Source organism: Streptomyces sp. NPDC079141 (assembly GCF_040686775.1).
Lineage (GTDB): Bacteria > Actinomycetota > Actinomycetes > Streptomycetales > Streptomycetaceae > Streptomyces.
In genome coordinates this window covers 9,012-33,333 of the sequence record NZ_JBFBLP010000021.1, presented here as the reverse complement: position 1 = coordinate 33,333, position 24,322 = coordinate 9,012, and the positions used below count along the sequence as shown (strand labels likewise).

General features: G+C 70.6%; 19 protein-coding genes. 13 read left to right on the top strand and 6 right to left on the bottom strand.

Annotated elements, in window-relative coordinates; all coding sequences use genetic code 11:
• Positions 1-98: 98 nt before the first annotated feature.
• The 3 genes from AB0Q90_RS36810 to leuE all read left to right on the top strand — a co-directional run bounded on the left by AB0Q90_RS36810 (position 99) and on the right by leuE (position 3,046).
• Complete coding sequence (locus AB0Q90_RS36810; RefSeq protein WP_363165106.1) at positions 99-1,679, top strand: methylmalonyl-CoA mutase family protein; 1,581 nt, start codon at positions 99-101, stop codon at positions 1,677-1,679.
• 90 nt (positions 1,680-1,769) lie between these two features.
• A complete protein-coding gene (locus AB0Q90_RS36805) occupies positions 1,770-2,351 on the top strand; it encodes a Uma2 family endonuclease (protein ID WP_363165107.1) in 582 nt (193 codons plus the stop codon).
• Positions 2,352-2,398: 47 nt separating this feature from the next.
• Entirely contained in the window at positions 2,399-3,046 is a 648-nt protein-coding gene (gene leuE / locus AB0Q90_RS36800; protein WP_363165108.1) for a leucine efflux protein LeuE, read from the top strand.
• Here the strand turns inward: leuE and AB0Q90_RS36795 are convergent.
• On the bottom strand, positions 3,043-4,434 hold the full coding sequence (locus AB0Q90_RS36795; RefSeq protein WP_363165109.1) for an FAD-dependent oxidoreductase: 1,392 nt from the start codon (positions 4,432-4,434) through the stop codon (positions 3,043-3,045). The two genes, leuE and AB0Q90_RS36795, sit on opposite strands and share 4 nt — an antisense overlap.
• Positions 4,435-4,505: 71 nt before the next feature.
• Here AB0Q90_RS36795 and AB0Q90_RS36790 point away from each other — a divergent pair, with 71 nt between their 5' ends.
• Entirely contained in the window at positions 4,506-5,153 is a 648-nt protein-coding gene (locus AB0Q90_RS36790; protein WP_363165110.1) for a TetR/AcrR family transcriptional regulator C-terminal domain-containing protein, read from the top strand.
• Here the strand turns inward: AB0Q90_RS36790 and AB0Q90_RS36785 are convergent.
• On the bottom strand, positions 5,150-6,241 hold the full coding sequence (locus tag AB0Q90_RS36785; protein WP_363165126.1) for an acyltransferase: 1,092 nt from the start codon (positions 6,239-6,241) through the stop codon (positions 5,150-5,152). The genes AB0Q90_RS36790 and AB0Q90_RS36785 overlap by 4 nt on opposite strands.
• A gap of 269 nt (positions 6,242-6,510) precedes the next feature.
• Here AB0Q90_RS36785 and AB0Q90_RS36780 point away from each other — a divergent pair, with 269 nt between their 5' ends.
• On the top strand, positions 6,511-7,965 hold the full coding sequence (locus AB0Q90_RS36780) for a glycosyltransferase family 29 protein (RefSeq protein ID WP_363165111.1): 1,455 nt from the start codon (positions 6,511-6,513) through the stop codon (positions 7,963-7,965).
• Complete coding sequence (locus tag AB0Q90_RS36775; protein ID WP_363165112.1) at positions 7,962-10,283, top strand: glycosyltransferase; 2,322 nt, start codon at positions 7,962-7,964, stop codon at positions 10,281-10,283. The genes AB0Q90_RS36780 and AB0Q90_RS36775 overlap by 4 nt, the downstream gene beginning before the upstream one ends.
• Before the next feature lie 39 nt (positions 10,284-10,322).
• On the opposite strand, the gene AB0Q90_RS36770 is transcribed toward AB0Q90_RS36775, so the two are convergent.
• From AB0Q90_RS36770 to AB0Q90_RS36760, 3 genes are all read right to left on the bottom strand, one after another.
• Complete coding sequence (locus AB0Q90_RS36770; protein WP_363165113.1) at positions 10,323-11,294, bottom strand: hypothetical protein; 972 nt, start codon at positions 11,292-11,294, stop codon at positions 10,323-10,325.
• A 161-nt stretch (positions 11,295-11,455) separates the two neighbouring features.
• The gene (locus AB0Q90_RS36765; protein WP_363165114.1) at positions 11,456-12,787 is read right to left on the bottom strand and encodes an alpha-2,8-polysialyltransferase family protein; all 1,332 of its coding nucleotides are present in this window, start codon (positions 12,785-12,787) and stop codon (positions 11,456-11,458) included.
• Entirely contained in the window at positions 12,787-13,773 is a 987-nt protein-coding gene (locus AB0Q90_RS36760; protein ID WP_363165115.1) for a glycosyltransferase family 2 protein, read from the bottom strand. Before AB0Q90_RS36760 ends, AB0Q90_RS36765 begins: the two co-directional genes overlap by 1 nt.
• A 198-nt stretch (positions 13,774-13,971) precedes the next feature.
• Here AB0Q90_RS36760 and AB0Q90_RS36755 point away from each other — a divergent pair, with 198 nt between their 5' ends.
• The 4 genes from AB0Q90_RS36755 to AB0Q90_RS36740 all read left to right on the top strand — a co-directional run bounded on the left by AB0Q90_RS36755 (position 13,972) and on the right by AB0Q90_RS36740 (position 18,726).
• Positions 13,972-15,306 (top strand): DUF6716 putative glycosyltransferase, encoded by a 1,335-nt coding sequence (locus tag AB0Q90_RS36755; RefSeq protein WP_363165116.1) that lies wholly within the window; start codon positions 13,972-13,974, stop codon positions 15,304-15,306.
• Positions 15,307-15,455: 149 nt separating this feature from the next.
• Positions 15,456-16,673: an N-acylneuraminate cytidylyltransferase gene (locus AB0Q90_RS36750; RefSeq protein WP_363165117.1), complete on the top strand. Its 1,218-nt coding sequence runs from the start codon at positions 15,456-15,458 to the stop codon at positions 16,671-16,673.
• Positions 16,674-16,687: 14 nt separating this feature from the next.
• The gene (locus AB0Q90_RS36745) at positions 16,688-17,629 is read left to right on the top strand and encodes an N-acetylneuraminate synthase family protein (protein WP_363165118.1); all 942 of its coding nucleotides are present in this window, start codon (positions 16,688-16,690) and stop codon (positions 17,627-17,629) included.
• Positions 17,630-17,661: 32 nt separating this feature from the next.
• Entirely contained in the window at positions 17,662-18,726 is a 1,065-nt protein-coding gene (locus AB0Q90_RS36740) for a hypothetical protein (protein ID WP_363165119.1), read from the top strand.
• A 147-nt stretch (positions 18,727-18,873) separates the two neighbouring features.
• Here AB0Q90_RS36740 and AB0Q90_RS36735 read toward each other — a convergent pair whose 3' ends face one another.
• Positions 18,874-19,530, bottom strand: coding sequence for a class I SAM-dependent methyltransferase (locus AB0Q90_RS36735; protein ID WP_363165120.1), 657 nt, complete (start codon positions 19,528-19,530; stop codon positions 18,874-18,876).
• Positions 19,531-19,634: 104 nt separating this feature from the next.
• On the opposite strand from AB0Q90_RS36735, the gene AB0Q90_RS36730 reads away from it, so the two are divergent.
• The 3 genes from AB0Q90_RS36730 (at position 19,635) to AB0Q90_RS36720 (ending at position 23,902) form a co-directional block, all read left to right on the top strand.
• Positions 19,635-21,179 (top strand): PH domain-containing protein, encoded by a 1,545-nt coding sequence (locus tag AB0Q90_RS36730; protein ID WP_363165121.1) that lies wholly within the window; start codon positions 19,635-19,637, stop codon positions 21,177-21,179.
• A 218-nt stretch (positions 21,180-21,397) separates the two neighbouring features.
• Positions 21,398-22,612, top strand: coding sequence for a M20 family metallopeptidase (locus AB0Q90_RS36725; RefSeq protein WP_363165122.1), 1,215 nt, complete (start codon positions 21,398-21,400; stop codon positions 22,610-22,612).
• A 243-nt stretch (positions 22,613-22,855) separates the two neighbouring features.
• Positions 22,856-23,902, top strand: a complete 1,047-nt coding sequence (locus AB0Q90_RS36720) for a BMP family ABC transporter substrate-binding protein (RefSeq protein ID WP_363165123.1) — start codon at positions 22,856-22,858, stop codon at positions 23,900-23,902.
• Positions 23,903-24,322: the final 420 nt, after the last annotated feature.

Below are 24,322 nucleotides of genomic sequence, written 5' to 3'. Positions count from 1 at the left end.
TCCACCGGGTGCGCACCACGCCGCTACAGTCCGTCGAAGGGTCGGTCTGTACCAGTGAGTAAGCAGCGAGCGAACCGCTCGGCGGGAGGCAACACACCATGGCACGCGAGTCGGAGTCCGGACTGCCCATCGAGGCGGTCTACGGGCCGGATGCCCTGGAGGGCTGGGACCCGGCCGAGAAGCTGGGTGAGCCGGGGGCGTACCCCTTCACCCGCGGTGTGTACCCGTCGATGTACACCGGCCGTCCCTGGACGATGCGCCAGTACGCCGGTTTCGGCACGGCGACGGAGTCGAACGCCCGCTACAAGCAGCTGATCGCCAACGGCACGATGGGTCTGTCGGTCGCCTTCGACCTGCCCACCCAGATGGGCCACGACTCGGACGCGTCGATCGCGCACGGCGAGGTCGGCAAGGTCGGGGTGGCCATCGACTCGGTCGAGGACATGCGGGTGCTGTTCGGCGGGATTCCGCTGGACAAGGTGTCGACGTCGATGACGATCAACGCGCCGGCGGCGCTGCTGCTGCTCATGTACCAGCTGGTGGGCGAGGAGCAGGGCGTCAGCGCCGACAAGCTGACCGGCACGATCCAGAACGACGTGCTGAAGGAGTACATCGCGCGCGGGACGTACATCTTCCCGCCGAAGCCCTCCCTGCGGCTGATCGCCGACATCTTCAAGTACTGCAAGGCCGAGATCCCGAAGTGGAACACGATCTCGATCTCCGGCTACCACATGGCGGAGGCGGGCGCCTCACCCGCGCAGGAGATCGCGTTCACGCTGGCGGACGGCATCGAGTACGTGCGCACGGCGGTCGCGGCGGGCATGGACGTCGACGACTTCGCCCCCCGTCTGTCGTTCTTCTTCGTGGCCCGCACGACCATCCTGGAGGAGGTCGCCAAGTTCCGTGCCGCGCGCCGGATCTGGGCCCGGGTGATGCGCGAGGAGTTCGGCGCGAAGAACCCCAAGTCGCTGATGCTGCGCTTCCACACGCAGACCGCCGGTGTGCAGCTGACCGCGCAGCAGCCGGAGGTCAACCTGGTCCGCGTCGCGGTCCAGGGCCTGGCGGCGGTCCTCGGTGGCACCCAGTCGCTGCACACCAACTCCTTCGACGAGGCCATCGCGCTGCCCACGGACAAGTCCGCGCGCCTCGCCCTGCGCACCCAGCAGGTCCTGGCCTACGAGACGGACGTGACGGCGACGGTCGACCCCTTCGCGGGCTCCTACGTCATCGAGACGATGACGGACGAGGTCGAGGCGGCCGCGGTCGAGCTGATGAAGAAGGTCGAGGACCTCGGCGGCGCGGTCACGGCCATCGAGCACGGCTTCCAGAAGAACGAGATCGAGCGCAGCGCCTACCGCATCGCCCAGGAGACCGACTCCGGCGAGCGGGTCGTGGTCGGCGTCAACCGCTTCCAGCTCGACGAGGAGGAGCCCTACGAGCCGCTCCGCGTCGACCCCGCCATCGAGGCCCAGCAGGCCGAGCGCCTGGCGAAGCTGCGCGCCGCGCGCGACCAGCAGGCGGTGGACACGGCCCTCGCGGCCCTGAAGAAGGCCGCCGAGGGCGAGGACAACGTCCTGTACCCGATGAAGGACGCGCTGCGGGCGCGGGCGACGGTGGGCGAGGTTTGTAACGCGTTGCGGGAGGTCTGGGGGACGTATGTCCCCTCGGACGCTTTCTGAGCTCGGCGATTCCCTCGAATGGGTGATCGAGGGCGGAAAGCGCCCGCCCCCGGTTACTCTCGTGAAGAGTGCTCCCGAAAGGAGGTTGCCGTGGCTGTGATAGAGCGTGAGATGACGATCGCCGAAGCCGCAGATCGTGTCTCCAGCTGGCTGCCCGGACACCGCGTGGAGATCATTCGAGGGAGCCTCATCGTGTCACCACCTCCGGATGAGCCGCACCAGGGAACGGTGTTCGAGGTCGGCTATGCGTTCAGGCAGGCTGGGGCGAAAGAGGCGGGTCTCAAGGTTCGTCCCGGTATCGGCCTGTGGTTGCCGACCGGATCGGCGGATTACGCGATTCCGGACTTGGCGATCGTCGAGGCCGACATTGCTGACGCACTCGTCCAGAAGAACTGCTACGCCCCGCATGTCTTCCGCATGGTGTTGGAGGTGACCTCCTCCAACTGGTCGGACGACACACTCATAAAGCCTGAGGTCTATGCCGAAGCCGGCATCCCCGTGTACCTGGTTGTCGACCGAAAGCACGACGAGGTACTCCTGTTCACGGAGCCGGCCGACGGCAAGTACCCCGCCCCCCTCCGCTACAAGCGAGGCCAGACCGTCCCCGTCCCCGAGTCCGTCGGCGTCACCCTCGACCTCTCCGTCGACACCCTCCTCGACGGCGACGAGTAGCGCAGGCCCGAACCGGAGTGTCGTACCCCCGTGCGACACTCCTTCTCATGTTCGGCGTCATCGATCTCCCCACCTACCTCGCAGGCCTGATCCTGATCGTCCTGCTGCCCGGCCCCAACTCCCTCTACGTCCTCTCCGTGGCCGCCCGGAAGGGCATCCGCGCCGGGTACACCGCCGCTGCCGGTGTCTGGTGCGGGGACACCGTGCTGATGACGCTGTCGGCCGCCGGAGTCGCCTCGCTGCTCCAGGCCAACGCCGTGCTGTTCGGGATCGTGAAGTACGCCGGCGCCGGGTATCTGACCTGGCTGGCGGTCGGGATGCTGCGGGCGGCGTGGGGGATGTGGCGGGCGCGGCGGGAGCCGAGCGTGGACGACACCCCGGTCACCGCGGCGGACGAGCGGCCCTACCGCCGGGCGTTCGTCATCAGCCTGCTCAACCCGAAGGCGATCCTGTTCTTCGTCGCCTTCTTCGTGCAGTTCGTCGATCCGGGGTACGCGTACCCCGCCCTGTCCTTCGTCGTCCTCGGGGCCCTGGCCCAGCTCGCCAGCTTCCTCTACCTCACCGCCCTGATATTCAGCGGCACCAAGCTGGCGAGCGCCTTCCGGCGGCGCAAGCGGCTGTCGGCCGGGGCGACCTCGGCGGCGGGGGCGCTGTTCCTCGGGTTCGCGGTGAAGCTGTCGCTCGCGGGCGCCTAGAGCCCGAACCGGCCCAGGTACTCCTGGAGCCCGGCCCCGGTGTCCCCGGCCCAGCCCACGTAGCCGTCCGGCCGTACGAGGAACAGCCCGCGGCCGTACGACTCCTGCGCCGCCCCGCGTACCACCCGCACCGGCACCTCCGGCGCCGCCACGCCCACCGCCACCAGCGTCCAGTGCGGCCCCCGGAACGCGTCGAAGAGCCGTACGCCGTCCAGGAGGCCGTCGGGCGCGCGGTCACCGGCGCGCAGCGCGGCGGGGGCCGTACGGGTCTCCTGCGTGAGTGACGAGTCCGGGTAGCCCAGGCCCAGCTGGCGCGTGGCCTCGCCGCGCCGCGTCTCGCCGCGGTGCACGCTCGTCGACAGGCCGAGCATGTCCGCCGCGATCGGCCGCCGCTCCTCCTCGTATGTGCCCAGCAGCGCCGCGTCCGCGCCGTCCCGCAGCACCGCCCCGAGCTTCCACCCCAGGTTGTACGCGTCCTGCACGCTGGTGTTGAGGCCCTGGCCGCCGGCGGGGGAGTGGATGTGCGCGGCGTCCCCCGCGAGGAAGACCCGCCCGTCCCGGAACCGGTCCGCCAGCGCCGCGCGCGGCCGGAAGTCCGAGGCCCAGCGCACCTCGGTGACGTCCTCGGGGGCGAGATGGGAGCGGGCGGCCACCGTCTTGCGTATGCCGTCCAGAGAGAGGTCCACCGAGGCGCCCTCCGGGAACTGGGCGACGACCTGGAAGTCCTCCGTGCCGGCCAGCGGGCAGACGGCCAGGAAGCCCTCGCCCTCCCCGCGCGGCGGGAAGACATGCCAGTTGTCGCGGTCCAGGCCGGTGATCCTGACGTCCGCCACCAGCATCGGCTGCGGGTCCACCGTCTCCCCGGTCATCCCGATCCCGAGCGCACGCCGCACGGTCGAGCGGCCTCCGTCGGCGGCGACGACGTAGCGGGCGCGCAGGTCCGGGCCGTTCGCGAAGCGCACCGTCACGCCCTCGGCGTCCTGCGCGAGACCGGTCATCTCCCGCCCGAAGGCGACCTTTCCGCCCAGCTCCGCCAGCCGCGCCCGCAGGATCTCCTGCGTCCGCCACTGCGGCACCAGCCACGGCTCGGTGTACGGCGAGTCCTCCGTCGCCTCGGCCGGGTCGAACATCCGGTGCTCGCCCGCCCGCTTCCCGTCCTGCCAGATCATTCCGACCGGGTAGTTCCCGCCCGCCGCGCGGATCGCGTCCAGCACGCCCAGGTCGTCGAAGACCTCCATCGTGCGGGGCTGGATCCCCTTGCCGCGCGACCCGGGGAACAGCCCCTCGGCCCGCTCCACCACCACCGCGTCCACCCCACGCCGGGCGAGATCGACACCGAGGGCGAGACCGGTCGGCCCCGCGCCCACGATCAAAACATCGGTATTCATGCTATTTCTCCTTAACGTTGTTAAGTGCAGCCGAGTACGAGGATGGCCTTAACGGCGTTAAGCTGTCAAGCGTGAACACGGACCGCCGAGCGCCCCTCGACCGCACCCGGGTCGCCGACACCGCCCTGAAGCTCCTGAACGAGGTCGGCCTCGACGGCCTGACCCTGCGCGCCATCGCCAGGGAGCTCGACGTCAAGGCCCCGGCCCTGTACTGGCACTTCAAGGACAAGCAGGCCCTGCTGGACGAGATGGCGACGGAGATGTACCGCCGGATGGTGGCGGGCGCCTCCCTCGACCCCGCCGACACCTGGCAGGAACGCCTGCTCAAGACCAACCGGGGGCTGCGTACCGCCCTGCTCGGCTACCGCGACGGCGCCAAGGTCTTCAGCGGCTCACGCTTCACCGGCATCGAGCACGCCGAGCAGATGGAGGACAACCTGCGCCTGTTCACGGCCGCCGGCTTCAGCCTCGCCCAGGCGGTTCGGGCGACGGCGACGACGTACGCGTACACCCTCGGCTTCGTCACCGAGGAGCAGGGCGTCAAGCCGCTGCCGGACGAGCGCCGCGAGGGCTACGACGTAGCCGAACGCGCCCGCCTGCTGGCCGACTTCCCTCTGTCGGCAGCGGCGGGCGCGGAGATGTTCGAGGGCTATGACCAGCACTTCGAGGAGGGGCTGGCGCTGGTGGTCGCGGGCATTGCGGCGCGGTACGGGACCTAGCGGGCCAGCGCCTTCCTGAGCCGCGGCGTCAACGGGCGTTCGACGTAACGGTTCAGCAGCCAGGCCAGCAGCAGCATCGAGCCGATCGTCAGGGCGAAGGTCGTCGACGACGACAGCCCCAGATCCCGGTGCAGCACGTCGATCACCACCCAGCCCAGATGCTCGTGGACCAGGTAGAAGGGGTACGTCAGCGCCCCGGCCACGGTCAGCCAGCGCCAGTCGGCCCGGTTCAGCCAGCCGAGCGCGATCGCCGCGACCGCCACGAAGCCCAGCGTCACCACCAGCGCGATCCCGTAGGAGGTCCGGTTGGCGAACGCGTCCGGGCTCGGCGGACGCCACAGGTTCTGCACCGCGTAGTGCTGCCCGATCAGCCAGCTCACGCCCACGATGCCCCACGCGTAGGCGTCCCGCCGGTCGCGGTGGACGAGATAGAGGCCGATGCCGCCGATGAAGAACGGCGCGTACTCGGGCATCAGGATCAGGTCGAGCAGCGGCTCGTTCGCGGCCTCGGCGAGCACCGCCGCCAGCGTCCAGCCCGCGCAGAACAGGATCACCCGCTGCCGGGTCGCCCCCGGAAGCACCACGCACAGCGCGAACAGCGCGTAGAAGCGGACCTCTGCCCACAGCGTCCAGCACACGCCGAGCACCCGGTCCGCGCCCAAGGGCTGTTGAAGCATCGTCAGGTTCAGCAGCGCGTCGCTCGGGGACACCGCCTGGAAGGCCACCACCGGCAGCGCGAAGACCGCCGTCACCAGCACGACCGCCACCCAGTAGGCGGGCAGCAGCCGGGAGGCGCGGGAGGCGAAGAACGACTTCAGCGGGCGGCCCCAGCCGCTCATACAGATCACGAATCCGCTGATCACAAAGAAGATCTGGACGCCCAGACAGCCGTATGCGAAGTACGAGTGCAGCGTGGGGAACTGAGTCTTCGCCGAACTGCCCCAGGCCGCTGTGACCTCGCCGCCCCGGCCGCCGTAGTGATAGGCCGCCACCATCAGCGCGGCCACCAGTCGCAGGCCGTCGAGGGCCCGGAGTCTCGACGGCTGTCGCGGCGCCGACCGTTCCGCCCTCCGGGGCGCCTCGATCACCGCTCGGACGGTCGTGCTGGTCACAGAAGATCCCCTCGCACAGTCATTTCTCAGGGTGGATCCACGCACGTTAGTCCGAATCAAAGTCAATGCAGGGTTGACGGGGCAACGATTAGTCCTGTGGACCCGATGAGTTCACCTGAACGTCGTTTTGCCTTCCTAATTTTTCTCAGCATCCCCCCACGGATGACCAATCGGTTTCAAGATCCCCCCACCTGCCGATAAACCGCGGCAAACACAGCATTGGCTTGGCAAAAACCAGGAGTGCCATGACGAGGGTCCAGAACAGACGGGCACGTGCGCGCGGAGGGGAGCTGGACGACTGTTTGCGTGCCTGCGCGGCGCACAGCGGCAAACTCGTCGGCAGCATCGACCGCCGCCGTATCGAACTCGCCGAACAGCTCAGAAAGCTGCTCGTCGTATGGGGCACCACCCCGGCCGCCCCGGCGCCCGCCCCCACCACCGGTGCCACCGCGCTGCTCAAGCGCGCCGTCAAGGGCGCCGCGACCCCCGCCACGAGCATCGGCAACGAACTGCTCGACGCGCTGCTCGCCGTCGCCAACCAGGCACTCAAGTGCGGCTACGACGACGAGTTGAACCTCGCCCTGGTGATCAGCGACACCGTCCTCGCCCAGCGCAAGAACTCCCGGGCCGGCTGGCGGCTGCGCGCCCGTGTGCTGGAGGCGATCGGCGACGAGCCCGAGGCGCTGGAGGCGTACGAGAAGTACCTCGGCCTCACCGACGACGACGGCTTCGGCGTCCGCGCCCGCATCGCGGGGATGCGCACCGCCGGTGAGCGGGAGCGCGAACTGCTCGCCCTGCTGCGCCGCCAGTGCCCGCGCGCCGAGGAGTTCACCCGCGGCGACGCCACCGAGGTGTGGGCCGAGGGCCTGGCCGCGCACGCCGCCGGCGACTGGGCCGGTGCCGAACCCCGGCTGGTCGGCGCGCTGCTGTCCATGGGCGACGCCCCGGTGGCCGACCGCCAGGAACTCCTCGGCCAGTACCTGGACCTGCGCATCGCCGTCGACACCGATGTCACCGCGCTGACCGAGGTCCTCGCGCTCTACGCCGAGCAGCGCCGCAGCCGGATGCGCGGACCCGTCACCGACCCCACCATCGGCGGCGTGCAGTGGATCAGCCTCGGCGAGTTCCGCAACCGCATCGCCGGCAAGTCGATCTGCCTGATCGCCAACTCCGGCCGGGTGGGCGCCAGTTCGATGGGCGCCGAGATCGACGCCTACGACCTGGTGGTGCGCTTCAACTCGTACCGGATCGACCCGAAGCACACCGGCAGCCGTACCGACATCCACGCCACCATCCACAAGCACGGCTTCAACTGGGAGAAGCAGGTCGACACCCGGCTGGTGTTCGGCGGCATCTCCGGCGACTGGAAGTGGTCGCTGCGCAACCGTCTGGTGCCCGGCGCCCAGACCCACCTCGGCGACGAGTCGCTGCGCTGGCCCGTGCGCAACATCGGCAGGCTCGGCAGCGACCAGTGGTCCGGCATCCCGACCACCGGCTTCAACATGCTGTACCTGCTGGACTTCCTGGACGTCAGCCCGAAGCTCGACCTGATCGGGTTCGACTTCTACGAGAGCGGCGCCTACCGCGTGCAGGAAGCGATGAAGCTCGCCATCACCTCCGTGCACGAGTACACCAGCGAGAAGGCATGGGTCATGGACCGGGCCCAGAGCGTGACGGACATGAGGATATCCCTGCGATGACGACCACCCTGCCTGCCCCGAAGGCACCTCTCACCGACGCCCACGCGCTCACCGGCAAGCGCCGCATCGCCTTCGCGTCCTACGTCGACGAGAACTACCTCCCCGGCTTTCTCGTCCTGCTGCGCAGCCTCGCGCTGTCCAACCCGAGCGTCTGCGAGGACTTCGTCGTCCTCTACGACGACCTGCGCCCCGGCTCGATCGCGAAGATCCGCGCCCTGCACCCGCGGATCGTCCTCAAGCGCGTCAACGACACGCACTACGACGCGTACCAGAAGGGCGACCAGGACAACTACCTGGTCCGCAAGGCGTACTTCATCCTCGATGTCTTCCGGCTGCGCGAGTACGACACCGTCATCACCCTGGACACCGACATGGTCGTCCTCGGAGACCTCGGCGAACTCCTCAAGCTGCGCGAGGGACTCGCGGCCGTCCCGCAGTTCTTCTACGGACAGCACAAGCTCAACTCCGGGCTGCTGGTCATCCAGCGCGAGTACCTGAGCGAGGAGTTCTGCGCCAGGCTGGACGCCACCGGCCGCAGCGGCGACTACGAGCTCGACAAGCACGACCAGGGCATCCTCAACGCCGTCCTCGACGGCGACTTCGTCCGCCTCGACGCGCGCTACAACTTCGTCAAGCGGCGGCTGTCCGGCGACCTGCCCGTGCCCGAGGACACCGCGATCCTGCACTTCACCGGCCGCCACAAGCCCTGGCAGGGCGGCGAGTCCGGCTACGGCCTGGCCGAGGAGAAGTGGCGCGAGTACGAGCTGTCCGACGCCGACTTCCACGCCGCCTACCTCGCGTCCTCCGGCGGTCTCCACCACGACCTGGTCGTCCACTACGGCACCCCGCACGTGGCCCGCACCGGCGACATCGAGGTGGCCCGCAAGGTGGCCGCCGCGCACATCGCGTCCGGCGACTACCAGGACGCCGTGGACGTCCTGGAGAGCGTCCGCATCCCGCTCGACGAGGCCTGGCCGCACGAGGTCCTCGGCCACGCCCTGATGAGCGTCTCGCGCTACGACGAGGCCAAGGCGCAGCTGCTGATGGCGACGGCCGCCCCCAACCGGGCCGCCACCGCCTACGCCCGGCTCGCCCAGATGGCCTGGGTGCACGGCGACAACGCGGCGGCGCTGAAGCACGCCACGGCCGGCATGTCGGTGGACATCACCCACCGCTCCAGCCGTCTGTGGGCGCAGCGCGCGGCCTCCGTCCCGGCCCAGGAACTCGGCTCCCCCGAGGACCAGCTGGCGCACGTCGCCTTCTACATGGACCGGCAGGGCAACGCGGGCGACAAGCTGCTCCCGGAGAGCGTGCGCAGCGCCTTCGGCCCGGACACCACCTCCCGCCGCTGGCACTCCGTGCACGCCCACCGGCTGTTCGACGAGGCGGCCCTGGAGCGCGTCAACGCCCGGCGCGGCATGGTCATCGGCGGTGGCGGCCTGTTCATCCCGGACACCATGCCCAACGGCAACAGCGCCTGGCAGTGGAACGTCCCGGACGAGCTGATGCGCCGTATCGACGTGCCGATCGCGGTGTACGCCGTGGGCTTCAACGCCTTCGACGGCCAGTCCTACCGGGCGGGCCGGTTCCGTGACTCGCTGCGCTTGCTCGTCGAGAAGTCCTCCTTCTTCGGGCTGCGCAACCACGGCTCGATCGAGAAGGTGCGGGCCATGATCCCCGCCCACCTGCACGACAAGGTGCGCTTCCAGCCGTGCCCGACGACGGTGACCCGCCAGCTCGTGCCCGGCTGGCAGGACCCGGCGAAGCGGGACGACACGATCCTGGTGAACGCCGCCTACGACCGTGCCGGTCTGCGTTTCGGCCACGACTACGCGTATTTCCTGGCCCAGATGGCCCAGGCGGTACGGGACCTGGGCGAGCTGGCCGAGGTCAAGTGCGTGGCGCACTCGCTCGACGACGAGAAGATCGCCTTCGACCTGCGCCGCGAGCACGGCATCTCGCTGCCCGTCATCCCGATGTACGACTTCGAGAACGACGAGATCCGCGACCTGTACGCGCGCACCAAGCTGGTCATCGGCATGCGCGGCCACGCGGGCATGATCCCGTTCGGCTGCGGCACGCCGATCATCAGCCTGATCTCGCACCCGAAGATGGCGTACTTCCTGCACGACATCGAGCGCCCCGAGTGGGGCATCTCGGTCCACGACCGCCACCTGGCCGCCCGCCTGGTGGAGCGCTCGAAGGACCTGCTGCGCGACCACGCGGCCACCGTCGCCGACGTCCACGGCCGCCAGCAGGAACTGTGGAAGGTCACCGAGGCGAACGCCGCGGACCTGCGCATCATCCTGGGCGGTTGAGAAACGGGTGGGCCCCCACGTCCGTCGTGGGGGCCCACCTCACCGTCCTACGGCCTTGCGCACCAGCTTGCCGAGCGAGGAACCCTCCTTCTCGTACGCCGCCCTCAGCTGCTTGAAGTGGTCGGCGCGGGTCCGGCTCAGGTACTCGTCGTCGGTCAGCTTCCGTGCGATGGACCAGGCCTGTTTGTGCCGTCCGTCGTAGTGGGCGACATACGCCTTCGCCAGCTCCAGCACCGACTTGAAGGGGATCCCGCCGGTGTGGTCGCGGTCGATGCGGTCCTGCACGGCCGAGATCAGCTTCAGCTTCTCGTCGAGCGTGAAGGCGTCCTCGGAGATCGTCTTCAGCACATGCCCGGGGATCGGCTCGGTGACCTCGAAGGCGAGGGTGGAGCGGATCGGCGGGCCCGCGATGTCGATGTACGGCAGCAGGGCGCCCGTGCTGTAGTGCAGCCACGGCAGCCGGGGTCCGGCGAAGTCCTGGTGCAGCACGACCGATCCGGGCCGCAGCCGGGTCAGGAAGCGCTCGGAGACACAGCGGAAGACGCGGGCCGTCTTGGCGATGTCGATGTGCAGGAACTCGATCGGGCTGGTGTCGTCCGGGTCGGAGGTCTGCCAGATGTCACCGGCGTGGATCTCCAGGAACGGCAGGAAGGGTTCGAGCCGGCCGCGGAAGTCGTCCAGGAAGGACGTGTCGCCGTCCGCGGGCTTGGCACCGGCCGTGAAGAACTTCTCCGTGGCGAAGGTGCCCTTGCCGACATGGAAGAAGTCGTACGCGTGCAGCCGTCCCGTCCGCTCGTCGAACACGGGGCTGTCGCGCAGGCCCAGCGCGAGCGCGTAGGTGGATCCGCCGCCGCCCGAGCCCAGTTCGACCAGCCGGTCCTCGCCCGTGAGGCGATGTCGGCCCAGGAGATAGAGGAAGCGCAACTCCCAGGCGCTCACCTGGGAGTAGGGAATGCCGTCCGGCAGGGTGACGCCGTCGAGCATGGAGTAGAGCCGGCCGAGGTTCGTCATGAGTGCCTCACGGAGTCGAATGGGGCGGCGTCCGCGATCCTAGGGATTCGAACGCCGCCCCACCATGGATTCATCGGTTTAACCCGATGATGTGCCACCGTTTCCTCGGCCTTTTCCGGTAGTTCACCGGAGATTTCAACTCGGCGGCAAAACCGTTTTCGTCAGCGCGTGACCGCCTTCTTCAATGCCTTCGCCCGGCGCACCACCCGGCGCGCCGTGGAGTTGCGCGGCAGGAACGACAGCCGCTCCGGGATGCCGCCGGGCAGCCCCAGCGAGGTGAGCCGCTTGCGCTTGAAATAGCGCTGGGTGCGTGGCCCGAAGTGCTGCGACAGGTACTTCTCCGCCGCCGGCCGCAGGCTCGGGTAGATCTGCGGCTGCATGGTGAACCCTATGGCGGTGACCAGCGCGCCCAGCGTGTCCACCGCGACGGTCTCCTCGCCCTCGCGGCCCTCCAGGTCCGGCAGCACCGCGTCCGCCAGCACCGCCGGGATGCGGTTGCTGTTCTGGTAGGGCGTCAGCCGGTCCAGCAGCGGCTCGGTGCCGATGCGGGCGACGGGGAGGTCGTAGAAGGCGGACGCGGTGAACAGGGCGGTCGAGAAGCAGCCGACGACCAGGCCGGGGCGTGCCTTCTCGAAGAGCACCTCGGCGAGGACGGGGGTGTCCAGGACGGTCAGGTCGACGCCGAGCTTGTCGGCCTCGGTCTCCAGGGCGCGGCTGAAGCGGGCCGGGGCCGTCGGATGCGGCTTGAAGACGATCGAGCGGTGACCGCGCTCCACCGCCCCGCGCAGCATGCGTACGTGCAGATCCTCCTCGCCCTGCGGCGTGAGGATGTTCAGCGCGGACAGGTACTGGCCCAGCAGCAGCGCGGAGTTGTCCGGCAGCACCGGCAACTCGGGAATGGTTCCCGCGAGTTCGCCCATCACCTTCAGGAACGCCTCGGCCGGCACGACCTGCGCGGGCACGTCGAACTCGGTCAGCAGCATCGGGGTGAGGCCCGGCACCAGGTCCAGATGGAGCAGCCGCCGCACGCGCGTGCCGACCAGCGGGTCCAGCTTGTTGCGCGTGGGGCCGTAGCTCATCAGACCGTCGGCGTAGACCGTGATGGGGGCGCCGGTGAACATCTGGGCCAGCCCGAGCGCGGGGTTGACCTGGATGGACTCAAGGACCAGCTCCACCCGGTCCTCGCCCAGGCCCCACAGCAGCCGCAGATACCGCTCGAACAGCGGGACGTCGTCGGGGCGCGGCGCCCAGGCGCCGGGGTGGAAGGGGCGGATCGCCTCGTTGAAGGAGAGCACGCCGTCGAAGTGGTCGCGCAGCGGCTCGAAGCCCGGCATCTCGTCGACGGCCGGAGTGGTCTCCGGCGTCGCGGAGTTGTTGAACACCAGCAGCAGCCGGCGGTCCGCCTCCGCGAAGCAGTCCGAGTCGATCGCGGCGGCAAGCGTGGCGGCGCCGTAGAGCGTCGAGGCGCAGAAGATCTGGGTGGTACGGGGCATCACGCTGCCGCCTTCGCTGTGGTGGCCCGGCGCCGCAGTCGGCGCAGCTTGCTGGCCCGGCGCAGGTCCATGGTTTCGAGCACGTCACCGAGCGCGTCCTGCGGCATGCGCTTTATGGCCGCCGCGCTCATCGCCCGCAGCTGCTTGGCCACGGCCGGTTCCCACTTGGACTCGTCCGCCAGATGGTGGGCGATGATCGCGCAGTAGGTGCGCACCGCCTTGGGCAGCAGCTTGTCCGCCTCCGGGTCCGCCGCCGTCTCCTCGACCACCTGGTCGAAGGCGCGGATGAAGTCCAGCTGGCGCACATCGCCGATCTGCGTCAGCGATCCGGCCACCCCGCGCCGGTAGAAGACGCCCAGCAGGCTCACCACCGCGAACGACTCAGCCTCCCGGTGCAGCTTCCAGATCCACGGCCGGTCCTCGGCCGTGCGCAGCCCGTCGGTGAAGTGCAGCAGGCCCTTGTCCAGCAGTCGGCGGTGGTAGGCGCCGGCCCAGGCGTAGGCGTAGTCGACGGAGGTGGTCCGGTCGGCGGGCAGGATCGCCGCGCGCGGGTTCAGCACCTCGCCGCGGCGGCCGTGCGGCACCCGGTGCACGGACCTGGCGCGGGCGTTGGCCTGGACATGGTCGGTGCGCACGAAGTCGCAGCCCAGCTCCTCCATGGCGGCGACCAGTTCGGCGTAGTAGCCGGGCGCGAGCCAGTCGTCGCCGTCGAGGAAGGTGAGGTATTCACCGGTCGCCGCGTCCAGACCGGTGTTGCGGGCGGTGGCGAGTCCTCCGTTCACCTCATGGCGGATGTAACGCACCTGTGCGACATCCGAGAGCTGGTCGACAGCCCGTTCGAGAATGGCCGGAGTTTCATCCTTCGAATGGTCGTCGACCAGGATGAACTCGAAGTCGCGCCGGGCGTTCGCGCGAAGACTTCGGAGGGTGTCCGGGGCGTATTGCTGCACGTTGTAGAACGGCACGATCACGGAAAGCTTTGGCACCCGCAAAAGGTTAGGAGGGTGCCCGGCAGCTGACTTTGCCGGTGCCCGTACAGCGGGTGAACTCAATGTGTCGGAATGGTGCATCCCATGTACTTCCCGGGCTCTGACGGGCCAGTTCGGCTCTCGGTGGGGTGTTGTTAACTTTTCGTTGATTCGCGGTTGGGCCATACCTAGGAATTGCTTCCTAGCGTCTTCCTCGTGCCAGCAAGTACACCGAAGCCGCCGCGAATCGCCGTCCTTGCGGACTCCGACACCCGCTGGAAATGGGGTGCGCTGACGGCGGGCCGCATCGCCCCGGGCCCGTCCATGGAAGCCGGATCCGAAGGCGGCACGCAAGTCGCCCCCGCCCTGAGCGGATTCCTGCTGCGCGGCCGGGCCACGCCCACCGCCCGCCAGCTGGCGGAAGTCGGCGTGAGCGCGGACTCCCTGCGCGAGGTGACGGCGGTGGAGTTCCTGCGCGCGATGGCGGAGGAGCCGTACGACATCGTCGTGCTGTCGCTCGTCGGCGGCGGCGTACAGGCGATGCTGCACGGCCTCAAGCGCGTCTGGGAGGGCCGCTCCGAGCGCCCCGTCGTCGTCACCGGCTACGTCGGCGTCGTCTACGAGAAGCTCGCCGACGGCCTGCTCCTGCGGCACGGCGCCGACCTCGTCCTCGCCAACTCCCGCCAGGACGCCGAGCGTTTCCGCGCGGTCTACGAGGGGGTGGGCGCCGACGCCTCGTCGGTGACGGAGGTGGCACTGCCGTTCCTCGGCGGGGCGGCCTACGAGGGGGAGCACGACCCGTACACGGTCGTCTTCGCCGCGCAGCCCTCCGTGCCGGACAGCCGCAAGGACCGTACGTACCTGCTGAACCGGCTGGTGCAGCACGCCCGGCTGCACCCCGAGCGCGAGGTGCTGCTGAAGCTCCGCTCCAAGCCGGGCGAACACACCACGCACATCGAGGAGTTGCCCTACCAGAAGCTGGCCCAGCGGGTGGACCTGCCGGCCAACTTCCGGCTGGTGTACGGGCACATGGGCGAGGTCCTGGACCGCACCGACCTGCTGGTCACGGTCAGTTCCACGGCCGCGCTGGAGTCGCTCCACCGCCGGATCCCGACCGTCGTCCTCACCGACCTGGGCGTGCGCGAGGTCCTCGGCAACCACCACTTCATCGGCTCCGGCTGCCTCGCCTCCTGGGACCAGCTGGACGGGGGACACCGGCCGGTGCCCGACGAGGCGTGGGTCGCCCGGCAGGGCGTGGCGACGGACGGGGCGTTCGACGCGGCGCGCGAGCGGATCGCCAAGTTGCTTGCCCAGCCGGGCGGGTTGGCGCCGCTGACTCCCTACTACACGCCCGCGACGGCGCCGGGGTATCTGCCCGGGATTCTCGCCCGGCACCACCTCGGGCCGGACGGCAGTCCGCTGCCGGGCGCTCCCGCGCATGACAGGGAGCCCGGACCTGTGCGGCAGATCGTGCGGCGGGCCGCGCGGGGTGCCTACCGGCACGGGGTGCAGCGGGTGGCGCCTGTTATCCGGCGGATGGGGGAGCTGTGAGCGCCGTGGGTGGTTCTTCGTCTGCCGCGCCGTGGGGGCTTGTCGCGCCCCGCGGCGGAGCCGCTGATCGACACGGCCCCGCGCCCCTTGAAGGCGGCTCCGCCGCCCCCCTCCGTACGTCTGAGAACCCTGCGCTAGGAGTGCAGCCCATGTCCGACTCGCCCGCCTCCGTGCGCCGCGTGCTCGCCGTCATTCCCGCTCGCGGGGGCTCCAAGGGGGTGCCCGCGAAGAACCTCGCCCCCGTCGGCGGTGTTCCGCTCGTCGCCCGTGCCGTACGCGAGTGCCTGGCCACGCGGCTTGTCACGGACGTGGTCGTCTCCACCGACGACCAGGCCATCGCGGCAGCCGCCCGTTCGGCCGGGGCCGAGGTCGTGCTGCGGCCCGCCGCCATCGCCGGCGACACCGCCACCTCCGAGGCGGCCGTCCTGCACGCCATGGACGCCCATGAGGCGCTGCACGGCTCGGCGGTCGACGTGGTGCTGCTCGTGCAGTGCACCAGCCCCTTCGTGATCCGCGAGGACATCGACGGGGTCGCGGGGGCGGTCGTGGAGAACGGCGCCGACACCGCGGTGACCGTGGCCCCCTTCCACGGCTTCGTCTGGCGCGACGCCGAGGAGCCCGCGGAGGGCGGCGTCGGCGTCAACCACGACAAGGCCTACCGCCCGCGCCGCCAGGACCGTCCCCAGGACTACCTGGAGACCGGTGCCGCCTACGCCATGGACGCCCCCGGCTTCCGCAAGCACAACCACCGCTTCTTCGGCCGTACGGAGCTCGTCCGCACCGACCCCGCCCGGGTCCTGGAGATCGACGACCCGCACGACCTGGCGCGCGCCCGTGCGCTCGCCCCCCTCTTCGACGCGGACCGCCCCGGTTCGCTCCCGACCGGCGCCGACATCGACGCGGTCGTCCTGGACTTCGACGGCACCCAGACAGACGACCGGGTGCTGATCGACGCCGATGGAAAGGAGTTCGTCTCCGTGCACCGCGGAGACGGCCTCGGCATCGCCGCCCTGCGCAAGAGCGGCCTGAAGATGCTGATCCTTTCCACGGAGCAGAACCCGGTCGTCGCCGCCCGCGCGCGGAAGCTGCAGATTCCCGTGCTGCACGGCATCGACCGGAAAGACCTCGCACTGAAGCAGTGGTGCGAGGAGCAGGGCATTGCGCCTGAGCGCGTGCTCTACGTCGGCAACGACGTCAACGACCTCCCGTGCTTCGCCCTCGTCGGCTGGCCCGTGGCGGTCGCGAGCGCCCACGACGTCGTGCGCGGCGCCGCACGCGCGGTCACCACCGTTCCCGGCGGTGACGGCGCGATCCGAGAGATCGCCAGCTGGATCCTCGGCCCCTCTCTCGATTCCCTCACCAAGTAAGGACAGTTCCTGCCATGAGCACCAACTCCCGTCTCCGTCAGTTCGGTTCGTCGCGTCTTGCCGGCCCCGGCCAGCCCGTCTACGTCTGCGGCGAGATCGGCATCAACCACAACGGCGAGCTGGAGAACGCCTTCAAGCTGATCGACGCGGCCGCCGAGGCCGGCTGCGACGCGGTGAAGTTCCAGAAGCGCACGCCGGAGATCTGCACCCCGCGCGACCAGTGGGACATCGAGCGCGACACCCCCTGGGGCCGGATGACGTACATCGACTACCGCCACCGCGTGGAGTTCGGCGAGGACGAGTACCGCCAGATCGACGAGTACTGCAAGTCCAAGAACATCGCCTGGTTCGCCTCCCCGTGGGACACCGAGGCCGTCGCCTTCCTGGAGAAGTTCGACGTCCCCGCCCACAAGGTGGCCTCCGCCTCCCTCACGGACGACGAGCTGCTCCGCGCCCTGCGCGGCACGGGCCGCACGATCATCCTCTCCACCGGCATGTCCACCCCGAAGCAGATCCGCCACGCGGTCGAGGTCCTCGGCTCGGACAACATCCTGCTCTGCCACGCCACTTCGACCTACCCGGCGAAGGCGGAGGAGCTGAACCTGCGCGTCATCAACACCCTCCAGGCCGAGTACCCGAACGTCCCGATCGGCTACTCCGGCCACGAGACGGGCCTGCAGACCACCCTCGCCGCGGTCGCCCTCGGCGCCACCTTCGTTGAGCGCCACATCACCCTCGACCGCGCCATGTGGGGCTCGGACCAGGCCGCCTCCGTCGAGCCGCAGGGCCTGACCCGCCTCGTCCGCGACATCCGCACCATCGAGGCCTCCCTCGGCGACGGCGTCAAGAAGGTCTACGACTCCGAGCTCGGCCCGATGAAGAAGCTGCGCCGCGTCGCCGGTGTCGTGGCCGAGGCGGAGATCGCCGCGGCCGCGGGCGAGCCGGTCACGGTCTGAGCCCTCAACTCCCAGGGGACGGTCATACGTCGATGAGCCGCCGCGCCGGATCCGCCGGCACCACCACTCTCGCGTTCGTCGAGAGCCCGGTACAGCTCCTGAACGTGCTGGAGTGGGCGCACACCCGGGCCCCCGGCGCGGAGCTCACCCTCGTCGTGCTGTCCCCGACCGACCCGATGACCCGCGGCCAGCTCCGCCGGATGGCAGAGCTGGCCCGCGGGGAGGGTCACGGGGTCCGCTGGGAGGAGGCGCGGGGCGGCGCGGCGGCGCCGTTCCAGACGATCGGAGGCCTGGCGGGCATGCTCCGCCGGGCACCGCGCGTGGTCTTGGGGGACCCCTTCTCCCGCTACGTCCAGCTCCTCCTGACGATCACCAGGGCCCGTGACCTGGTCGTGGTCGACGACGGCACGGCGACGATGGAGTTCGTCGCCCAGCTCGCCCGCGGCGAACGCCTGGTGCGCTGGCACCGCAAGGGCGGCCGCCCGGGCCCGCGGGACCTGGTCTTCGCCCCGGTGGCGTCCTCGGCCCGCCGCCGGCTGACGCCGGGCGAGCACCGCCGGGTCGAGATCTTCTCCTCGATGCCGATGGAGCAGACACCGGCGGGCGTGACGGTCACGGCCAACACCTTCGCCTGGACCCGGGCCCGCTTCGGCCCGCCCAGCGTCACCAAGGGCGCCGACATGGTGGGCACCTCACTGGTGGAGACGGGCGTGGTGGACGCCGACCGCTATGTGGAGGCCGTACGCGCCCTGGCCAAGACCCACGGCGCGACCCGCTACTTCGCCCACCGCCGCGAGAGCACGGAGAAACTCCACCGGCTGGCCGTCGAGACAGGCCTGGAGATCGTCCGCCCGGACCTCCCCCTGGAGCTGATCGCCCGCCGGGGCCCGATCGGCCGCACCATCCTCAGCTTCCCCTCCACGGTCGTCCACACCCTCCCCCTGGCCCTGGTCGGCACCGAGGTCCGCGTGGCGGTCTGCGACATCGACCCGGCCTGGCTCACCGAGAACGCCTCACCGAGGGCCCAGGGCTTCCTGTCCGGCGTGACGGGCTCGGCCCGCGACGTGCACCGCCTGGCGGCGGTGACGGCGGTCTGAGCGGGTCGGGTGAAGTCGGCTGCGGTTCGGTAGTGCCCCGAAGGGGCGCGGGGCTGTATCGATATGCGGCTCCGCCGCGCGGGCACGACCAGCCACGACGGCGCCGCGGCCGAACGACGACCCGTCACCGCAGCTTCAGCGGAGCGCTCAGCCGGGCCGGTACGCCAGCAGGAACGCCCGCGCCCACTTCTCCTCGCCCACCCGCTCCCGCACCACCCGCGCCTGTAGCCGCAGCCCCGCCTCGGTCAGGTGGGCGGCCACCGTCTCCGGCGTCCGCCAGTAGTAGTCCAGCAAGATCTCGTGGCCGAAGCGCTCGGTCAGCCGGAGCCGGTCCTCGGTCTCCTGCGTCTGGAACGCGAGCAGCACCTGCCCGCCGGGCACCAGCACACGGCGGAACTCCGAGAACACCGCCGTCAGCCGCCCGGTCGGAATGTGGATCAGCGAGTACAGGGCGAGAACGCCGCCCAGAGTCCCGTCCGGCAGGTCCAGCTCCGTCAGGGAGCCCACGTGGAAGCGCAGATGCGGATGCGCCTCGCGGGCCAGCGCGACCATCCGCGGCGAGATGTCCACGCCGAAGACGGGGACGCCCAGGTCGTGCAGACGGGCGGCGACACGGCCCGGCCCGCTGCCGAGGTCGGCGACCGGTGCGGGGCCGTTCGCCCGCACCTGCTCGGCGAAGGCACCCAGCAGCCCGCGCTCCAGCGGGCGGTCGGTCAGACCGTCGGGGTGGGCGGCGGCGTAGTCGGTGGCGATCGTGTCGTACGAGGTCCGGGTCGCTGTCAGGAAGTCCGCGTCGGAGGTCACGACGGCGCACCCTACCGACGGCGGTCGTCGGCAACATGGCCCTCCGGAAAACTGCCGGACACCGGACAAGCGCTTGCCCCGACGGGCAAGGCAGGATTCCGCCCATGAGCGACGTCCGGGACCTGATCTTCCGTAGCCCCTTCAGAGGCGCCCTGTGGTCCCTCGTCGGGCTCGGCGCGGCCGGGGCGGGCACGGCCGCCGTGGCACTGGCGTACCGGGGGCCGGGGCCCCTGCCGGTGCTCGGGGGGTTGATCGCCGTGGTGGGGCTCGTCGCGCTGCGCGCGCTCGTCGTCGAGGTGCGCGCGGACGCGTACGGAGTCACCTGCCGCACACTGCTGCGCCGCCGCAGCACGCCCTGGCGGGACATCGCCAACCTGCGGGTCCGCCTGATGTACGAGAACGTCCCCAGGGTCCCGACCGCCCGCCGTATCGAGCTGGTCCTGGGCGACGGACACAGGCGGCTCCTGCCACGGCCGCACGACCACACCGACGGCGACCCGGGCTTCGACGACCGGCTGGCCGCACTCCGCGCCCTGCACCGCCGCCACGGAAACCCGCAGTCGGACCACCTCGCCGTCGTCTCGGCCCGCACCGCCGGACGCGGCTGGGCGGGCTCGCTGGCCGTCTGCGCCGCGCTGCTCGCGGTGGCGGGCGGCTTCGCGCTGGCCGTGCCCGGTGTCACGGAGGAAGAGCGGGAGTGGCGCGCGGCCGCCGCCTGCACCGACGGCACGCCCGCCGCGGACCGCACCGAGTGCGTGTCCACCTGGCCGGCCGTGATCGCCCGCACGGAGCGCGCCGAGCGGCGCAGGGAGTCGAGCCTGCTGTACTTCGTCGACGGCGAGCCCCTGGAGCGGCTCGCGGTGTCGGAGGAGGCCGCCGAGGAGTTCCGGCCCGGCGACAAGGTGGAACTGTCCGTCTGGCGCCGCACGGTGATGACCGTCACCGGCGAGCGCTACGTCTGGCACCGGCACGTCACCACCGGCGGCTCCACCGCCGTGGTCGCGGTGCTCTTCGCCCTCGCCGCCGGCTACCCGGCCGCCCGGCTGCTGCAGCGCCTGCGCGGCCGCCGGCTGCCCGCCGACGAGGTCCTGCCCTCGGCCCTGCCGTTCGCGGCCGTCCTCGTCGGCACCGCCCTGTGGCTGCTGCCCCTGGTGTACCGGCACCCCACCGCCCCGCCCGACTCGCCCGCCACGATCACCTGGGCGGTAGCGGGCACGTCGGCGACCCTGGGGCTGCTGGCCTGGGCCTGGCGCGCCACCCGGCTCGGTACGTCCGGCGAGGCCGACGCCCCCGACGAGCAGGAGGAGGTCTTCCTGCCCGCCCGCTTCCTGGACGCCACCGACTACAACCCGCACCACATGGGCACCCACATCGCCCTCGGCGGCGGCGAACCGCCGGCCGTGACGCCCGGACCCGGCCGGTTCGGGGCCAGGACGATCCCGGCCGCCCGGCTCACCCTCCACCAGGTCCGCCGGGCCCGGGGCAGCGACGGCGACCTCGTCTCCGCGAGCTGGCACATCGCCGAGCTCGACGACGCCGGCACCCCGGTCCGGCTCGCCGCCGCCCCGGCCGACCTGACCCGCATCCTGCGCGCCCTGGACGCCGTAGAAACGCTTGAGGACGCCTCGACGCCGGGGTCCGACAGGTGAACGGAGCCGACGGTCGCGACCGGGGCGTGGTAAGGGTTGAATACAGAGGATGGGTGATTTTCATGATCGGCTCGGTCGGAAACGGGCGAGTTTACCCATCCCGGCCGACAGCTATGCGTCGGGCGGCCAGATTTTCTTCCCCTAACGGGCTGAACTTTTGTTGATCGAGGGTCAGTTGGCCACCCGGGCGTCCTACCCTGCAGAGGGTGAACCAATTGATGTCCGTAGAGTCCGAGGTCGATCTTCCGGGGGAAGCGCTGCTTCCCGGCACGCTCCCCGAGGCGCTGCGTGCCGAACTCGTCGCGTTCCGCCGCGACTTGCACATGCACCCGGAGCTCGGCAACCAGGAGTTCCGTACGACCGCCGCGATCAAGGAGCGCCTGGAGAAGGCCGGTCTGCGGCCGCGGGTGCTCGCCGTCGGGACCGGGCTCGTCTGTGACATCGGCAACTGGGACGACGGGCTGCCCGCGCTCGCCCTGCGGGCCGACATCGACGCCCTGCCCATCCCGGACGCCAAGGCGGATTGCCCCTACCGGTCGACCGTGCCGGACCGGGCGCACGCCTGCGGGCACGACGTGCACACCACCGTGGTGCTGGGCGCCGGGCTGGTCCTCGCCGAACTGCACCGCGAGGGCCTGCTGCCGCGGCCGGTGCGGCTGATCTTCCAGCCCGCCGAGGAGGTGCTGCCCGGCGGTGCCGCCGACGCCATCGAGTGCGGGGTGATGGAGGGCGTCGGGCGGATCGTCGCGGTGCACTGCGACCCGAGGGTCGACGCGGGCCGGATCGGCATCCGCGAGGGCGCCATCACCTCCGCCTGCGACCGGCTGGAGATCGCCCTGGACGGCCCCGGCGGCCACACCGCGCGCCCCCATCTGACCACCGACCTCGTCACCGCCGTGGCCCGCGTGGTCACGGACGTGCCCGCGCTCGTCGCCCGCCGCGTCGACACCCGTAGCGGACTGGCCGTGACCTGGGGACGGATCGAGTCCGGGCACGCCCCGAACGTCATCCCGCAGCACGCCGAGCTGTCCGGGACCGTGCGCTGCCTGGACATCGCCGCCTGGCGGCAGGCGCCGGACATCGTGGTCGCCGCGATCGACGAGGTCGCGAACCTGCACCGGGCCAAGTCCGAGATCAACTACGTGCGCGGAGTGCCGCCCGTGGTCAACGACCCGGGCGTCACCGAGCTGCTGCGGGACGCCATGATCGCCCGCCGCGGCGCCGACTCCGTCGAGGGCACCGAGCAGAGCCTGGGCGGCGAGGACTTCTCCTGGTACCTGGAGCACGTGCCCGGCGCCATGGCCCGCCTGGGCGTGCGCACCCCCGGCCAGCGCACCGTGCGCGACCTGCACCAGGGCGACTTCGACGTGGACGAGCACGCGATCACGGTCGGGGTGGAGCTGTTCACGGCTGCGGCGCTGATCGACCTGTAGGACACCGGAACGGCTCCGCTCCGCTTGCGTCCGGGGCGGGGCCGGAGCAGCCTGGGCGCATACAGAGCAGGTTGCAATGTCCTGAGTGCACCTTTCGATCCGGTGGTTCACCGGGACGTAACCGACCATCGGCACGAATGGATAACGGCCAGGCGATACCCCGTTCCCAGGAGTGTCTACGCGCGTTAATGTGCGCCGAACTCAGCACCCACTGCGGGGCTTTGGAGAATGGGGAACTTCACAATGCGTCGGATATCCAGACTGACCCGTGTCGCGGTGGGGGTCGCGTCGCTCGCGCTCGCTGCCACGGCCTGCGGTGGTACCAGCAGTGACGACAGCGGCGACGAGGGCAAGGACGAAAAGGGCCTGGCCATCGCGTACGACATCGGCGGCAAGGGCGACCAGTCCTTCAACGACGCCGCGTACGCCGGTCTGCAGAAGGCCCAGAAGGAGTTCGGCTACAAGACCGCCGACATCGAGCCCACCGAGGGCGAGACCGATGCCGACAAGGAGCAGCGGCTGAGGTCGCTGGCCAAGCAGGGCTACAACCCCGTCATCGGCGTCGGCTTCGCCTACGGTCCCGCCATGGAGGCCGTGGCCAAGGACTACCCCGACACCACCTTCGGCATCGTCGACTCCGTGGTCGAGGGCGACAACGTCGCCTCCCTGGTCTTCGCCGAGCAGGAGGCCTCCTACCTGGCCGGCGTCGCCGCCGCCAAGGCCACCAAGACCAACACGGTCGGCTTCGTGGGCGGTGTGGACATCCCCCTGATCCACAAGTTCGAGGCCGGCTACAAGCAGGGCGTCCAGGACACCAACTCCAAGGTGAAGGTCGTCTCGCAGTACCTGACCCAGACGGCCGAGGAGGGTGGCTTCTCCAGCCCCGACAAGGGCAAGGCCGCCGCCGAGGGCCAGATCGAGAAGGACGCCGACGTCGTCTACCAGGCGGCCGGTCTGTCCGGTCAGGGTGTGATCGAGGCCGCCGCCAAGGCGAAGGTCTGGGCGATCGGTGTCGACTCCGACCAGTACAACCAGGCGGCCCTGGCGGCCTACAAGGACTACATCCTCACCTCCGCGCTCAAGGACGTCGGCGGTGCGGTGTACGCGCTCGCCGCGTCCGTCGAGGACGGCAAGCCGCTGACCGGTGTCCAGACCTTCGACCTGAAGGTGGACGGCGTCGGCCTCGCGGACAGCAACCCGAAGATGGCCGAGATCGCGGGTCTGACCGACGCCGTGGCCGAGGCCAAGCAGGGCATCATCGACGGCACCATCAAGGTCAAGACGGAGTAGTCACCGCCCGAACGGACCAAGCACAGCGATCCGCCGAAGCGGGCGGGTGTCCCGGACACCCGCCCGCTTCGGCGTTCCCGGCGGGGCCTGTCCGGAGGATCGGGCCGGCTGCAAGGAACGGCGTGTGCCGGTCGGCCCGGGCGGGTGGCGAGGTCCCCGTCGGCCCACCCGGGGGCCGGGGAGGCGTGCGGGTGAAGGCGGAGGTGGCTGGCGGCGGAGGGTCTTGGCAACCGGTGGCAGGGGGTCTCGGTGACGGGTGGCGCAGGGTCTTGGCAACCGGTGGCAGGGGGTCTTGGTGACGGGTGGCGCAGGGTCTCGGCGGCCGGTGGCAGGGGGTCTTGGTGACGGGTGGCGCAGGGTCTCGGCGGCCGGTGGCAGGGGGTCTTGGTGACGGGTGGCGCAGGGTCTCGGCGGCCGGTG

Bases quoted from the DNA above. Each gene is read 5' to 3' on its own strand.
- AB0Q90_RS36775 (WP_363165112.1), top strand. From the start codon at position 7,962: ATGACGACCACCCTGCCTGCCCCGAAGGCACCTCTCACCGACGCCCAC.
- AB0Q90_RS36810 (WP_363165106.1), top strand. From the start codon at position 99: ATGGCACGCGAGTCGGAGTCCGGACTGCCCATCGAGGCGGTCTACGGG.
- AB0Q90_RS36740 (WP_363165119.1), top strand. From the start codon at position 17,662: ATGAGCCGCCGCGCCGGATCCGCCGGCACCACCACTCTCGCGTTCGTC.
- AB0Q90_RS36720 (WP_363165123.1), top strand. From the start codon at position 22,856: ATGCGTCGGATATCCAGACTGACCCGTGTCGCGGTGGGGGTCGCGTCG.
- AB0Q90_RS36795 (WP_363165109.1), bottom strand. From the start codon at position 4,434: ATGAATACCGATGTTTTGATCGTGGGCGCGGGGCCGACCGGTCTCGCC.
- AB0Q90_RS36765 (WP_363165114.1), bottom strand. From the start codon at position 12,787: ATGCCCCGTACCACCCAGATCTTCTGCGCCTCGACGCTCTACGGCGCC.
- AB0Q90_RS36750 (WP_363165117.1), top strand. From the start codon at position 15,456: ATGTCCGACTCGCCCGCCTCCGTGCGCCGCGTGCTCGCCGTCATTCCC.
- AB0Q90_RS36770 (WP_363165113.1), bottom strand. From the start codon at position 11,294: ATGACGAACCTCGGCCGGCTCTACTCCATGCTCGACGGCGTCACCCTG.
- AB0Q90_RS36725 (WP_363165122.1), top strand. From the start codon at position 21,398: ATGTCCGTAGAGTCCGAGGTCGATCTTCCGGGGGAAGCGCTGCTTCCC.
- AB0Q90_RS36730 (WP_363165121.1), top strand. From the start codon at position 19,635: ATGAGCGACGTCCGGGACCTGATCTTCCGTAGCCCCTTCAGAGGCGCC.
- AB0Q90_RS36780 (WP_363165111.1), top strand. From the start codon at position 6,511: ATGACGAGGGTCCAGAACAGACGGGCACGTGCGCGCGGAGGGGAGCTG.
- leuE (WP_363165108.1), top strand. From the start codon at position 2,399: ATGTTCGGCGTCATCGATCTCCCCACCTACCTCGCAGGCCTGATCCTG.
- AB0Q90_RS36745 (WP_363165118.1), top strand. From the start codon at position 16,688: ATGAGCACCAACTCCCGTCTCCGTCAGTTCGGTTCGTCGCGTCTTGCC.